The sequence below is a fragment of the Kitasatospora sp. NPDC059648 genome (assembly GCF_042734825.1).
Lineage (GTDB): Bacteria > Actinomycetota > Actinomycetes > Streptomycetales > Streptomycetaceae > Kitasatospora.
Genome location: NZ_JBHWDU010000025.1, coordinates 37634 through 50724 on the forward strand (window position 1 = coordinate 37634; position 13091 = coordinate 50724).

Here is a 13091-nt window from a genome sequence, read left to right on the forward strand (position 1 = left end):
GCGATCACTCCAACGAGTGAGATGACCGACACCCATAGTCCGATCGGGTCATTCGAGATTGAGCCCGAAGGGGCTGTTGCAAGCTGTCCATCTTCCGTAACGTCCTCAACTGGCAACGGTGAATATGCCGTTGCCGCCGTGGGGGAGCCTCGAATCATCGGGAGAGGACGGCGCCGGCATGGGCTGGGTTGACGACTGGAGTGCGCAGGCCGCCTGCCGCACGAGTGATCCGGACGAACTGTTCGTCCAGGGGGCGGCACAGAACCGGGCGAAGGCGGTGTGCAGCGGCTGCCCCGTCCGTACGGAGTGCCTCGCGGACGCGCTGGACAACCGGGTGGAGTTCGGGGTGTGGGGCGGGATGACGGAGCGCGAGCGCCGGGCGCTGCTGCGCCGCCGCCCGACGGTCATCTCGTGGCGCAGGCTGCTGGAGACGGCCCGCACCGAGTACGAGGAGTCCCTCGCGACCGGCGTGATACTGACGGACTACGCCCAGGCGGGCTGAGTCCGACGGCCCGGCCGTGCAGGCCGTGCCGGTCGCCGTCAGCCGGCGTCCCCCACCGCCGGTCGTGTTCAGCCGCCGCCGGTCGCGTTGAGCCGCCGTCAGCCGTGTCCGGCCACCGCCGGTCGCGTTGAGCCGGTCGGCCGCCGCCGTACCCGGCCCTCCGGGTGTTCACGCCACGCCGCTGAGCCGCTCCCCGATGGCCCGCAGGCCGTCCAGGTCGTGCACGTCGCCCGGCAGCGCGGCCACCTCCACGATCGGCACGTCGGGGTACACCGAGACGAAGCGGTCCCGGGTGCGCCGTTCGCGCCCCATGATCTGCATCCGCTCGGCGTGCAGCCGCAGCAGTCCGGCCGCGAGCAGCTCCGCCTCGGGCGAGGAGTGCTCCGAGCCGTTCTCCTCCAGGGCCTCGGCGGCCGCCAGTGCCCGCTCCGCGGTGAGCTGCGGCGCGCCCGTGCTGTGCACCCGGTTGAGCACCAGCCCGGCCAGCGGCATCCGGTCCGCGGCGAGCCGGTCCACGAAGTACGCCGCCTCGCGCAGTGCGTCCCGCTCCGCTGCCGCCACCACCAGGAACGCCGTGCCCGGGGCCTTGAGCAGCTGGTAGGTGCGGTCGGCGCGCTCGCGGAAGCCGCCGAACATCGAGTCCGTCGCGCTGACGAAGGTCTGCACGTCGGTGAGCAGCTGGGCGCCGAAGATCTTGCCCAGGGTGCCGGTGAGCAGGCCCATCCCGGCGTTGAGGAACCGCATCGCGCTGCGGCCGCCGACCTTGGCCGGCGCGGTCAGGATCCGGATCACCCGGCCGTCCAGGAAGGACCCGAGCCGGTTGGGCGCGTCCAGGAAGTCCAGCGCCGAGCGGGACGGCGGGGTGTCCACGACGATCAGGTCCCACTCCTCGGCGGCGCGCAGCTGCCCGAGCTTCTCCATCGCCATGTACTCCTGCGTGCCCGCGAAGCCGGCCGACAGGGACTGGTAGAACGGGTTCTCCATGATCGCCCTGGCCCGTTCGGGCTCGGCGTGGGCCAGCACGACCTCGTCGAAGGTCCGCTTCATGTCGAGCATCATGGCCTGGAGCTCGCCGTCGCCGGTGACGTCCTTGACCACCCGGGGGGTGTTGTCCAGCTCGGTCAGGCCCATCGACTGGGCCAGCCGCCGGGCCGGGTCGATGGTCAGCACCACGACCTTGCGGCCGCGCTCGGCGGCCCGCAGGCCGATCGCCGCGGCGGTGGTGGTCTTGCCGACGCCGCCGGAGCCGCAGCAGACGATGATCCTCGTCTTCGGGTCGTCGATCAGCCCGTCGACCGCCAGTCGGCTGCCGGTCGACGCCATGCCGTTGTCCGCCGGAGTCACGCCGCCCCCTGCCGCTTCAGTTCGCCCGCCAGCCGGTACAGCCCGCCGAGGTCCACGCCCTCGCCCAGCAGCGGCAGTTCGTACGTCGGGATCCGCAGCTGCTGCAGGTCGGCGCGCTGCTCGCGCTCCAGCTCGACCCGCTCGGCGTGCTCCCTGGCCTGCTCCAGCAGCGGGTCGAGCAGCGGCTCCACCGCGGCCCGGACCGTCTCCGCCTTGCGCGAGCGGCCCCCCAGCCCGGCCTCGCCGAGGGCCAGCGCCACCTCCTCGCGGTGGTCCCCGTCCACCGCGGCGACCGCCGCCGCGTCCAGGACCGGCGGCCGGACCATGTTGACCATCACCCCGCCCACCGGGAGCTTCGCCTCGCGCAGCTCCACGATGCCGTCGACCGTCTCCTGCACCGGCATCTCCTCCAGCAGGGTGACCAGGTGCACGGCGGTCTCCGGCGACCGCAGCACCCGCATCACGGCCTGCGCCTGGGTGTGTATCGGGCCGATCCGGGCCAGTCCGGCGACCTCGGAGTTGACGTTCAGGAACCGGGTGATCCGCCCGGTCGGCGGGGCGTCCATCACCACCGCGTCGTACCGGCGCCGCCCGTCCGGGCCCTTGCGGCGGGCCGCCTCGCAGGCCTTGCCGGTGAGCAGCACGTCCCGCACGCCGGGGGCGATGGTGGTGGCGAAGTCGACGAAGCCGACCTTCTGCAGCGCCTTGCCGGCGCGGCCGAGCTTGTAGAACATCTCCAGGTATTCGAGCAGCGCCTGCTCGGTGTCGATCGCCAGCGCGAGGACCTCGCCGGCGTGTGCCCCGCCGGCAGGCGCGTCCCCGGCCGGAAGCCCCAGCTGGGAGCGGGTGACCGAGGCGATCCGGCGCTCCTCGTACGGGAGCGCGGCGATCCCGAACAGCTCGGCGATGCCCTGCCGCCCCTCGACCTCGATCAGCAGCACCCGGCCGCCGTCGGCGGCCAGGGCCAGGGCCAGCGCGGCGGCCAGCGTGGTCTTCCCGGTGCCGCCCTTGCCGCTGACCACGTGCAGCCGGACCCCTTCCCAGTCGGGGTCGCGCCGGGCCGCCTGGCCGGGGGTGCGTGCCACGCTTGCGTCTCCGTCCGTCTCCGTCCCTAGGGGCTCCCCCTCCCGCGGGGCGCCCCTGCCGGGGCCCGCGCGCGGACGGGGGCTCCCTCCATGAGGGTGCCCTCTCGCGAGGGTAACCAGGGAGCGCTCCCGATGCCCGGAGCACCCGGGGTGCCAGGACTGAATCATGCCCCCTTTGTGCCCCACCTCACACGCCGGTCGGCGGGCGGCGGCGATCGCCGGGACGCCTCGTCTAGAGTCTGGCCATGACCAAGTGGGAATACATGACGGCGCCCCTGCTCGTGCACGCCACCAAGCAGATCCTGGACAACTTCGGCGAGGACGGCTGGGAGCTCGTCCAGGTCGTGCCGGGCCCGAACCCCGAGCAGTTGGTGGCCTACTTCAAGCGGGAGAAGAACGCATGAGCCAGGTCGAGTCGAAGCTCGCCGAGCTGGGTCTGACCCTGCCGCCGGTGGCCGCTCCGGTCGCCGCGTACGTGCCGGCCGTGCAGTCCGGTGAGTTCGTGTTCACCTCCGGCCAGCTGCCGGTCGTCGGCGGCAAGCTGCCGAGCACCGGCAAGGTCGGCGCCGAGGTGTCCCCGGAGGAGGCCAAGGAGCTCGCGCAGACCTGCGCGCTGAACGCCCTGGCCGCCGTGAAGTCCGTGATCGGTGACCTGGACCGGATCGAGCGGGTCGTGAAGGTGGTCGGCTTCGTCGCCTCCGCCCCCGACTTCCACGGCCAGCCCGCCGTGATCAACGGCGCCAGCGAGCTGCTCGGCCAGGTGCTGGGCGAGGCCGGTGTGCACGCCCGCAGCGCGGTCGGCGTCACGGTGCTGCCGCTGGACGCCCCGGTCGAGATCGAGATCCAGGTGCGCGTCAAGAACGCCTGAGGGTGATCGCGGAGGCGGGGTTGGGCCTGTCCAACCCCGCCTCCGTGCGCTTAGCATCCGGGCATGGACCATCGAGCAACGACGCTCCCGATGCCGCCCGGCTGGCCTGCCCGGATCCGGGCGGTCGACTCCGGCCTGCTCACCCCCGCGGTGGCCAGGCCCGCCGCGACGGTCGTGCTGCTGCGCGACTGCCCGGACGGGCCGGAGGCCTACCTGCTGCGCCGTCGCACCTCGATGGCCTTCGCGGCCGGGATGTACGCCTACCCGGGTGGCGGGGTGGACCCGCGCGACGCCGAGGTCGAGCCGGGCTGGGCCGGGCCGTCGCCCGAGGAGTGGGCGCGCCGCCTGGGGGTGGACGCCAGGACGGCGCGGGCGGTGGTGTGCGCGGCCGTGCGCGAGACCTTCGAGGAGGCCGGCGTGCTGCTGGCCGGCCCGGACGCGCACAGCGTCGCAGCGCCGCGCGACTGGACCGCGGAGCGGGCCGCGCTGGAGGCGCACGAGCTGTCCCTCGCCGAGTTCCTGCGGGACCACGGACTGGTGCTGCGCAGCGACCTGCTGGGCGGCTGGGCCCGCTGGATCACCCCGGAGTTCGAGGAGCGGCGCTACGACACCTGGTTCTTCGTCGCCGCCCTGCCGGCCGGTCAGCGGGCGGCGCTGGAGGTCGGCGAGGCCGACCGGGTCGCCTGGCTGACGCCGACCGAGGCGGTGCGGGGCTACGACGAGGGCCGGTTCGGCATGCTGCCGCCGACCGTGACGGTGCTGCGCGAGCTGTCGCCGGTCCGGACCGCCGCCGAGGCGCTGGCCGCGGCCGCCGGACGGAGGCTGGAGCCGGTGCTGGGCCGGGCCGAGGTGCGCGGCGACCGGATGACGGTCCGCTGGCCCGGGTACGACGAACTGACCATCGACGGGGAGTTCCCGGAGGGCTCCTGAGTCGGGAAACCGCTGGCTCCGGGACCCCTGACCCCTGACCCCTGACCCCGGGACCGCTGACCACCGCTGAAAAGATGCCGATCAGACGATCAGAAAGGACCGATGACCGATGAACCACAACGACGTGGCTCGCCGGACGGCCCCCGAGCTGCCCGCCCGCCGACTGATCCCCCGTTCCCCGGCCTGCACCAGCCAGGTCCCGTTCGTCGAGGTCGCCCAGCGCGCCCTCGTCCGGGCCCTGCCGCTGCGGGTCCTGCACCGCGACGGCGAGGGCGGCCGGTGAGCGGGCGAACCACCGCGCGGACCGTCGAGGGGCACGCATGAGCGGCCTCCTGCCGGGTGACCCCGCCGCCGTGGTCGGCGGCGAGGCCACCGCCCGGGCGCTGTGCGTGCTGGCGCCGAACCCGTCGCCGATGACGCTGGACGGCACCAACACCTGGCTGCTCTCCGAGCCCGGCTCGGACCTCGCGGTGGTGATCGACCCGGGCCCGCTGCACGAGGGCCATCTGCGCCGGGTGATCGACCTCGCCGAGGAGCGCGGCAAGCGGATCGCGCTCACCCTGCTGACCCACGGCCACGCCGACCACTCCGAGGGCGCGGCCCGCTTCGCCGAGCTCACCGGCACCGAGGTGCGTGCCCTGGACCCGGCGCACCGGCTGGGCTCCGAGGGCCTGGTCGGCGGCCAGCAGCTGGACGTCGGCGGCCTCGACCTGCGGGTGGTCGCCACCCCCGGCCACACCTCGGACTCGCTGACCTTCCACCTGCCGGACGACGGCGCGGTCCTCACCGGGGACACCGTGCTCGGCCGCGGCACCACGATGGTCGCCCACCCCGACGGCCGGCTCGGCGACTACCTGGACTCGCTGCGCCATCTGCACACCATGGCCTCCGCACACGGCGTCCGTACCGTGCTGCCCGGCCACGGGCCGGTGCTCGCGGACGCGCTCGGCGCCGTCGACTACTACCTGGCGCACCGGGCCACCCGGCTGGCCCAGGTGGAGACCGCGGTCGAGGCGGGCTGCCGGACGGCCGCCGACGTGGTCGCCCGGGTCTACGCCGACGTGGACCGGGCGCTCTGGCCGGCCGCCGAGCTGTCGGTGCGCGCCCAGCTGGACTACCTGGAGGAGCACGGGCTGATCCCGGACCAGGACTGAACCGGGGCCGGGGCAGACCCCGGGCCGAAGCCGGGTCGGAAACGGCCGGCACCGGAACGGAACGGCCGGGAACGCCGAAGGGCCCGTCCGATCGGACGGGCCCTTCGCGGTGCTCGGAGTGCGCCCGGACCGCCGGGAAGCACTCGGACCCGCTCGGAGCGTCAGCGCGAGCGGCGGGACAGTCGCTCGACGTCCAGCAGGACCACCGCGCGTGCCTCCAGCTTCAGCCAGCCGCGGCCGGCGAAGTCGGCGAGCGCCTTGTTGACCGTCTCGCGGGAGGCGCCGACCAGCTGGGCCAGTTCCTCCTGGGTGAGGTCGTGGGCGACGTGGATGCCCTCCTCGGACTGGACGCCGAAGCGGCGGGAGAGGTCCAGCAGGGCCTTGGCGACGCGGCCGGGCACGTCGGAGAAGACCAGGTCGGACATCACGTCGTTGGTCCGGCGCAGTCGGCGGGCGATGGCCCGCAGCAGCGCGATCGAGACCTCGGGGCGCGCGTGCAGCCAGGGCTGCAGGTCGCCGTGGCCGAGGCCGAGCAGCTTGACCTCGGTCAGCGCGCTGGCGGTGGCGGTGCGCGGGCCCGGGTCGAACAGCGACAGCTCGCCGATCATCTCGCTGGGGCCGAGTACGGCCAGCATGTTCTCGCGGCCGTCCGGCGAGGCGCGGTGCAGCTTCACCTTGCCCTCGGCGACGACGTACAGCCGGTCGCCCGGGTCGCCCTCGTGGAACAGCGACTCACCACGGGCGAGGGTGACCTCGGTCATGGAAGCGCGCAGCTCGCCGGCCTGTTCGTCGTCGAGTGCCGCGAAGAGTGCGGCGCGCCGCAGAACGTCGTCCACGTGCTTCCTCCTTCTCGGCCGTCCGGCGGGTGGGCCGTCCGGCGCAAGTTCCGTTCAGTGTTCTGCATCACCAAGCATGGCGCATGTCGCTCCGATCATATGAGGAGGGGGTGTGTCCGGGGGTGCGGTGCGGGGCCATTCGTACCGGCGGGTCACGGGGCGGGGCGCCCGGCGGGCGCGGCCCGGTCGAACTCCTGTCCGTTGCGATCGAACAGGGAGTCGCCCACCGCCGTACGGGCGGAGAGGACGGCGTGACCGGCCCGGTGGGCGCTGGTCAGGCCCGCCGCGCGCAGGGCGGTGAGGTGCTGGGAGACGGCGGCCGGGGACAGTCCGGTCCGGCGGGCCAGCTCGGTGGTCGAGGCCGGGGAGTCCAGTTCGGCCAGCAACCGGGCCCGGGACCGGCCGAGCACGGCGGCCAGCGCGTCGGTGCGCGCCGCCGAGCCCGGCCGCTCCTCCCACAGCGCGGCCGTGCCGCGTGCCGGGTAGACCAGCTGCGGCGGGTCCGGCGGCAGCACCCGGGTGAGCACCCGGGGCCAGGCGAAGGCCGAGGGGACGAGCAGCAGGCCGGCCCCGGCGGTCAGCCGGGTGACGGCGCAGTGCCGCCGCTCCAGCCGCAGCGCCGTGCCGTCCCAGCGAACCGTTTCGTGCAGGTCGTCCAGCATCCGCGCGGGCCCGTGCTCGGCGGCCTGCCGGGAGCGGTGGAAGACGTCCGCCGCCAGCAGTGCCCGGATCCGCGCCCAGTACGGGGCGAGCGCCAGTTCCCAGTACGCCTCGATCTCGGCGGCCAGCCGGGGCAGCTGGCCGGACGGGTCGCGGTGCAGCGGTACCAGCGCGGCGGGCAGCCGGCCACCGGCCTCGGCGGCCAGGATGTCGAGGTCGGCCCGGACCTGTTCGACGCCGGTCGCGGTGATCGTGGCCAGCTCCTCGGCCAGCGTGGTCGAGCAACCCGCCGGGGCGGGGTTGAGGAAGTCGGGCAGGTGGCCGTCGGCCGGGACCATCGCGGCGAGCCGGCCCCGGTCGAGCCCGGCGGCGGCCAGCCGGGCGCGCACCTGCCCGGCCCAGCGGCGGTGCAGCGCCGGGACGGGGGAGTGGGCGAGCGCGCGAAGGCTGGTCACCACCTCCTGCATCGGGCTGACGGCGAACCGGGTCAGTGCCAAGTCCTGGGTGGAGAACTGGAGTTCCGTCCGCATCCGCGGGCCCCCTTTGGAAGATTCGGCCCCAGCTTAATCACTGGTGGCGGCCTGCGGCCGGGGCGCAGGATGCCTGCGTCCCCACCGATCCGTACGAAAGCCGGTGACCCGATATGTCCACCACCCCCGAGGCCCGCGACCGGGCGCTGCGGCTGCGCGAGCTCGTCGCGGAGGGCGTGCTCGTCCTGCCCAACGCCTGGGACGCGGGCAGCGCCGCGGTGATCGCCTCGGCCGGCGCCCGGGCGATCGCCACCACCAGCGGCGGCGTCTCCTGGTCGCTGGGCCACGGCGACGGCCAGCGGATGGACCGGACGGCGGCGGTCGAGGCGGCCCGCCGGGTCGTCGCCGCGGTGGACCTGCCGGTCACCGTCGACGCCGAGGGCGGGTACGGGCCGCTGCCCGCCGACGTGGCCGCGACCGTCACCGAACTGGTCGGCGTCGGCGCGGTCGGGGTCAACCTGGAGGACTCGACGGCCGTCGGCGGGCCGCTGTTCCCGGTGGCCGAGCAGGTCGAGCGGCTGCGCGCGGCCCGTACCGCGGCAGCCGGGGCCGGACTGCCCGAGCTGCTGGTCAACGCCCGGACCGACGTGTTCCTGTTCGGACTGGGCGGGCTCGACGACGTGCTGGTCCGGGCCGAGGCCTACGCCGAGGCCGGCGCCGACGGCCTGTTCGTCCCCGGGCTGCTGGACCTCGACGCCCTCACCGAGCTGTGCCGGCGCTCCCCGCTGCCGGTGAACGCGATGGCCGGGGCGGGCGGGCCGGGCGTCGCCGAACTCGCCGCCACGGGGGTGCGGCGAGTCAGCGTCGGCACCGGCCTCGCCCAGGCCGCGTACACCACGGCCCACCGGGCCGCCGTCGAACTGCTCGGCGCGGGGACGCTGACGGAGCTCGACGGGGCGCTCGGCTTCGGGGAGCTGAACGGGCTGTACTGAAGCAGGGCTGCCGGAGGCGTCAGCCGGTGAAGCCCAGCTCGGCGAGGCTCTGCTCGATCCGGGCGCGGTGGGCCGCCTCCCAGTCGTCCAGGGTCTCGGCGGCCTCCTTGGCCAGCTTCGCCCGGGCCGTCTCCAGGGCCCTCGCCCGCTCGGCGGCGGGCACCACCACGGTGCCCTCCTCGTCGGCCACCACGATGTCGCCGGCGGCCACCAGCACGCCGCCGCAGCGCACCGGGACGCCGTGGGCGCCCAGCTGCTTCTTCGCCCCGGGGATCGGGACGACGCCCCGGGCGACCACCGGGAAGCCCAACTCCCGTACCTCGCCGAGGTCGCGGATCAGGCCGTCGGCGACGAAGGCAGCGACGCCCCGGCGCTGCGCCACGGCGCAGACGTTGCCGCCGGCCAGCGCGTAGTCCAGGTCGCCGGACTCCACCACGATCACCGAGCCGGGCTCGGCCCGGTAGATCGCCGCGTGCAGCATCAGGTTGTCGCCGGGCGGGCACTGCACGGTGAAGGCCGGTCCGGCCACCCGGGGCATGCCCGCCCAGAGCGGACGCAGACCGGTGTCCATGACCTGGGCGCGGCCCAGGACATCGGCCAGAGTGGTGGTGGGAATGTCCGCGAAGTCCTTGAAGTCCCCGTTCATGCTTCCTCTTTCCTCGATCTCCTCGATGGTCGGACCATGGGAAGACTAGGTGTTCCGACCCGTGAGGTCAGGGCGCGGAGGCGGACGGGGATCCGGGGGCCCGGCCCGGATGGCCGTCAGGCGTAGAACTTCAGCAGCTCCGGCACCAGCGCCTCGGCCGCGACGTCGTGGGTCTGGTCGGCCAGCGTCCGGTACTCGGCGCCCGGCACGGCCTCGGCCACCGCGCGGGCCGGGGCCCGCAGCAGTTCCGGGCTGGCGCCGCCGTCCAGGACCAGCGTGGGCACGGCGACGGTGGCCAGCAGCTCGACCGGTACGGGCGCACCGGTCCGGGCGCCGAGCGCCGCCGCGTCGTACGCCAGGGTCGGCGCGACCGCCTCGAACAGCGGCCAGACCGGGGCGGAGCGCATGCCGTCCACCATCTCCCCGGGCATCCCCACGAAGGTCATGAAGGCCGCGACGGCATCCCCGCGCCGCCCCTCGGCGAGTGCTCCCTCCAGCTCGGCGACGTACCCGACGAAGCGCTCGGCCTGGCCCTCCTCGGTGCTGAACGGCGGCTCGTAGACGGCGAGTCGGCTCATCCCGACACCCGCGGCGGCGGCCCGCAGCGCGAGCGCGGCGCCCGAGGAGATGGCGAAGACAGCCGCTGAGCCGCCGGCTGCCGCGACGACGGCGGCCAGGTCCTCGATCTCGCGCTCCACGGCGAACGGCGCGGTGTCCCCGCTGCCGCCGCGGCCGCGCCGGTCGTAGGCCCACACGGTGTGGTGCGCCGAGAGCTGCTCGGCGACCGCGATGCCCGGGTCGAAGGCGCGGTGGCCGATCGCCCCGTCCACCAGCACCACGGCCGGGCCGGAGCCGGTGACGGTGCAGGCGATGGGGGTGCCGTCGGCGGAGATCACAGTGCTCATGGGGGTGTTCCTTCTGTCGTCGTGCGAGTCGGTCATGGGGGTAGACCGGGGCGCGCCGCAGAACTCATCGCTCCGGGGAGGAAATCCTTCCCGGTTCCACGGCAGACGTTTCACGGGTAAATTATCTGCTAATCTTTTTCCATGGCCACATCCGCCCAGTTCCGGCAGGCCCTCCGGGTCGGCCCGCCCGGGGACATCTGGCACAAGCCCGCGCTCAGCGCCGTGGTGACCCTCGGCCTCCTCAACCTCACCCTGCTCGCCCTCGGCCGACTCGACCTCGCGCTCTACACCTCGGCCGGCGGCCTCGGCGCGCTGTACGGCCACGGCCTCCCCTACCGCGCCAGGGCCCGGACCCTGGCCGGCGTGCTGCTGGGCACCGTGCTCAGCACCGCCGCCGCCCTCACCGCCGCCGCACTGACCCGCGACGCCGTGGTGCTGGTCGCGGTGGCGGCCGTGCTCGCCGCGCTGCACAAGCTGGCCTGCGACGCCGCCCGGATCGGCCCGCCCGGCAGCCTGATCATCACCTTCACCACCGCCAGCTGCGCCTTCGTCCCGCAGCACTCCGCCGACCTCCCGCCGCACCTGGCGCTCACCGCGATCGGAGCCGCACTGGCCTGGCTGGTCGGCATGGCCCCCGCGCTGCTGCGCCCGTACGGGCCCGAGCGGATCGCCACCGCCCGCGCGCTGGAGGCCGCCGCCCGGCTGGCCCGCACCGCGCCCGGCACCCCGGACACGGCTGCCCGTACCGCCCTGGTCGGCGCGGTCGCCGCGGCCCGGCAGAGCCTCGCCCTCTCCTCCCCGGCCCGGTGGCGCGCCCTCGGCGACGCCCCCGAACGGCTGCTCGTCCACGCGGAGTCGGCGCTGGCTGCGCCCGCCGGGCCGGGCGCCGGATCGGCTGCCGAGCGGCCCGCTGAAGCAGCCGCCGCTGCCGCCGACCAGTACGAGGCCTGGGCCCGCGACCTGCGCCGGGGCCGTCCGCTGCCGCTGCTCGACCTGACCGAGGCAGAGGCCGCCGAACTGCGCGCCCACCGCCCCGGCCCCCGCTCCCCGCTGCGCCGCACACTGCGCCGGGCGCTGGGGCCGGGCTCGGCGCTGCTGCCGATCGGCCTGCGGGTCGCGGTCGGCTGCACCGCCGCCGGGTGGCTCTCACTGGCGTTCGGCGTCGGCCGCCCGTACTGGGCGGTGGTCACCGCCGCCTCGGTGTTCCAGGCCAACAGCACGCTCTCCTGGCAGCGCGCGCTGCAGCGGGTGCTGGGCAACCTGATCGGCCTGGTGCTGTTCACCGCCGCACTGCCCCTCGCCCATTCGGGGCAGTCGGCGATGATCGGGCTGGGGCTGCTGTGCCAGTGCGGCGCCGAGGCGACGATCGTCCGCAGCTACTGGCTGGCCACCGTCTTCGTCACCCCGATGGCCCTGCTGATGACCGAGTTCGCGGGCCTCCAGCCCGCCCGGGTCCTGGTCGCGGACCGCTGGCTGGACACCTGCGTGGGCGCGCTCACCGGCCTCGCCGCCTGCCTGCTGGTCACCAACCGCCGCACCGCCACCCGGCTGTCCCGCGCCCTGGCCGGGGCCGAGACCGCGACCCGGGAGGCCCGGGCGGCCGTCGAGGCCGTCGCAGCCGTCACGGCCGTCGGCCCCGGACCCTCGGTGGCCCGGACCGGACTGGCCACCGCCCTGCTGGAACTGCGCGAGGCCGCCGACACCGCCGCCGGCGAGTGGCGCCGCCCCGCCCTCCCGCACCAGCGCACCGCCGACACCGAGCGGTACGCCCACCACCTGCTGGCGGCCCTCCTGGAGCGGCGCGGCGCCGGAGTGCGCGCCGTCTAGGATCGACGGACGGTCGGCCGCAGAACGGGAGCAGCGCACGTGGAGGACGTCGTCGCAGGTGTGCTGCGCCAGTGGGAGCGCGCCTACCCGGGCCTGGACACCGGCCCGATCGCCGTCCTCGGCCGGATCAACCGCTGCGCCGCGCTGCTCCAGCAGACGCCCGACCCGCTCACCCGGGCCGGCCTCACCCGCGCCGAGTTCGACATCCTCGGCGCCCTGCGCCGGGTCGAGGCCGAGCTGACGCCCACCCAGCTGGCCCGTGAGAGCTTCGCCTCCGGCGCCGCCGTCACCAAGCGCCTGCGGCTGTTGGAGGAGCGCGGACTGGTCAGCCGCCGCACCGACGACCGTGACCGCCGGGTCGTCCACCTCTCGCTCACCGACGCCGGGCGGGAGCTGGTCGACGGCCTGATCCAGGAGCTCGTCGCCTACGACCGCGCGCTGCTCTCCGGACTCACCCCCGCCGAGCAGGACCGCCTCGCCGAGGCCCTGGCCGGCCTGCTCAACACCCTTGAGGGCACCATCGGCCGCCCGCTGCGGTGAACGCCTCCCGGCCGGATCCGACGACCCGCCTCACCCGGGGCATCGTCCCGCTGGTGGCGGTCGGCATCCCCGGCTCGTTCGCCGGTTCGGTGCCGCTGACCGTCGAACCGCCGCGCCGCCGGCCGCACGGCCTGCTCGGCCACAGCCTCTCGGCGGCGGCGCCGAAGTGCGGTGATCAGCCCCTGCCGCCCGACGGTCGGGTCCTCGGCTGGCAGGACCCTGATCGTCCGTTCTTCCCCCAGCTGGACCGCCCCTACTGCACAACAGCCGCCCCGGCAGCCGCTTCTTCCGTCCTTGATCGGCCCCAAGCGGTCCGCCGCTCGGCGTAGCCT

Annotated in this window: 16 protein-coding genes; 10 read left to right on the forward strand and 6 right to left on the reverse strand. The window is 74.9% G+C overall.

Annotated elements, in window-relative coordinates:
* The first annotated feature begins 178 nt into the window (after positions 1 to 178).
* Positions 179 to 502, forward strand: a complete 324-nt coding sequence (locus ACFV1W_RS17440; RefSeq protein ID WP_030240986.1) for a WhiB family transcriptional regulator — start codon at positions 179 to 181, stop codon at positions 500 to 502.
* A gap of 168 nt (positions 503 to 670) precedes the next feature.
* Here ACFV1W_RS17440 and ACFV1W_RS17445 read toward each other — a convergent pair whose 3' ends face one another.
* Both ACFV1W_RS17445 and ACFV1W_RS17450 read right to left on the reverse strand, forming a co-directional pair.
* Positions 671 to 1825 (reverse strand): ArsA family ATPase, encoded by a 1155-nt coding sequence (locus ACFV1W_RS17445; protein ID WP_380417505.1) that lies wholly within the window; start codon positions 1823 to 1825, stop codon positions 671 to 673.
* Between the two features lie 17 nt (positions 1826 to 1842).
* Complete coding sequence (locus ACFV1W_RS17450; RefSeq protein ID WP_380417422.1) at positions 1843 to 2931, reverse strand: ArsA-related P-loop ATPase; 1089 nt, start codon at positions 2929 to 2931, stop codon at positions 1843 to 1845.
* Positions 2932 to 3176: 245 nt separating this feature from the next.
* Between ACFV1W_RS17450 and ACFV1W_RS17455 the strand changes: the two genes are divergently transcribed.
* From ACFV1W_RS17455 to ACFV1W_RS17475, 5 genes are all read left to right on the forward strand, one after another.
* Positions 3177 to 3335: a DUF4177 domain-containing protein gene (locus ACFV1W_RS17455; RefSeq protein WP_094743074.1), complete on the forward strand. Its 159-nt coding sequence runs from the start codon at positions 3177 to 3179 to the stop codon at positions 3333 to 3335.
* Positions 3332 to 3799 carry a RidA family protein gene (locus tag ACFV1W_RS17460; RefSeq protein WP_380417424.1) on the forward strand — a complete coding sequence of 156 codons (468 nt, stop codon included), beginning with the start codon at positions 3332 to 3334 and terminating at the stop codon, positions 3797 to 3799. Before ACFV1W_RS17455 ends, ACFV1W_RS17460 begins: the two co-directional genes overlap by 4 nt.
* Before the next feature lie 63 nt (positions 3800 to 3862).
* Positions 3863 to 4729, forward strand: coding sequence for an NUDIX hydrolase (locus tag ACFV1W_RS17465; RefSeq protein WP_380417426.1), 867 nt, complete (start codon positions 3863 to 3865; stop codon positions 4727 to 4729).
* Positions 4730 to 4838: 109 nt separating this feature from the next.
* Positions 4839 to 5012: a hypothetical protein gene (locus ACFV1W_RS17470; protein ID WP_380417428.1), complete on the forward strand. Its 174-nt coding sequence runs from the start codon at positions 4839 to 4841 to the stop codon at positions 5010 to 5012.
* Between the two features lie 37 nt (positions 5013 to 5049).
* Entirely contained in the window at positions 5050 to 5883 is an 834-nt protein-coding gene (locus tag ACFV1W_RS17475; protein WP_380417430.1) for an MBL fold metallo-hydrolase, read from the forward strand.
* A 161-nt stretch (positions 5884 to 6044) separates the two neighbouring features.
* On the opposite strand, the gene ACFV1W_RS17480 is transcribed toward ACFV1W_RS17475, so the two are convergent.
* Together ACFV1W_RS17480 and ACFV1W_RS17485 are read right to left on the reverse strand one after the other, a co-directional pair.
* Positions 6045 to 6719 carry a Crp/Fnr family transcriptional regulator gene (locus tag ACFV1W_RS17480; protein ID WP_030288117.1) on the reverse strand — a complete coding sequence of 225 codons (675 nt, stop codon included), beginning with the start codon at positions 6717 to 6719 and terminating at the stop codon, positions 6045 to 6047.
* 152 nt (positions 6720 to 6871) lie between these two features.
* Complete coding sequence (locus ACFV1W_RS17485; protein WP_380417432.1) at positions 6872 to 7909, reverse strand: DUF5937 family protein; 1038 nt, start codon at positions 7907 to 7909, stop codon at positions 6872 to 6874.
* Between the two features lie 113 nt (positions 7910 to 8022).
* Between ACFV1W_RS17485 and ACFV1W_RS17490 the strand changes: the two genes are divergently transcribed.
* Entirely contained in the window at positions 8023 to 8841 is an 819-nt protein-coding gene (locus ACFV1W_RS17490; protein ID WP_380417434.1) for an isocitrate lyase/phosphoenolpyruvate mutase family protein, read from the forward strand.
* A gap of 19 nt (positions 8842 to 8860) precedes the next feature.
* On the opposite strand, the gene ACFV1W_RS17495 is transcribed toward ACFV1W_RS17490, so the two are convergent.
* Both ACFV1W_RS17495 and ACFV1W_RS17500 read right to left on the reverse strand, forming a co-directional pair.
* The gene (locus tag ACFV1W_RS17495; RefSeq protein ID WP_380417436.1) at positions 8861 to 9487 is read right to left on the reverse strand and encodes an RraA family protein; all 627 of its coding nucleotides are present in this window, start codon (positions 9485 to 9487) and stop codon (positions 8861 to 8863) included.
* A 116-nt stretch (positions 9488 to 9603) separates the two neighbouring features.
* Positions 9604 to 10392 (reverse strand): alpha/beta fold hydrolase, encoded by a 789-nt coding sequence (locus ACFV1W_RS17500; protein ID WP_380417438.1) that lies wholly within the window; start codon positions 10390 to 10392, stop codon positions 9604 to 9606.
* Positions 10393 to 10533: 141 nt separating this feature from the next.
* Here ACFV1W_RS17500 and ACFV1W_RS17505 point away from each other — a divergent pair, with 141 nt between their 5' ends.
* From ACFV1W_RS17505 to ACFV1W_RS17515, 3 genes are read left to right on the forward strand one after another with little or no spacing between them, the layout of a single operon-like run.
* Positions 10534 to 12219 (forward strand): FUSC family protein, encoded by a 1686-nt coding sequence (locus tag ACFV1W_RS17505; RefSeq protein WP_380417440.1) that lies wholly within the window; start codon positions 10534 to 10536, stop codon positions 12217 to 12219.
* A 39-nt stretch (positions 12220 to 12258) separates the two neighbouring features.
* Positions 12259 to 12759 (forward strand): MarR family winged helix-turn-helix transcriptional regulator, encoded by a 501-nt coding sequence (locus ACFV1W_RS17510; RefSeq protein ID WP_380417441.1) that lies wholly within the window; start codon positions 12259 to 12261, stop codon positions 12757 to 12759.
* Complete coding sequence (locus ACFV1W_RS17515) at positions 12756 to 13088, forward strand: hypothetical protein (RefSeq protein WP_380417443.1); 333 nt, start codon at positions 12756 to 12758, stop codon at positions 13086 to 13088. Before ACFV1W_RS17510 ends, ACFV1W_RS17515 begins: the two co-directional genes overlap by 4 nt.
* The last annotated feature ends 3 nt before the right edge of the window (positions 13089 to 13091 follow it).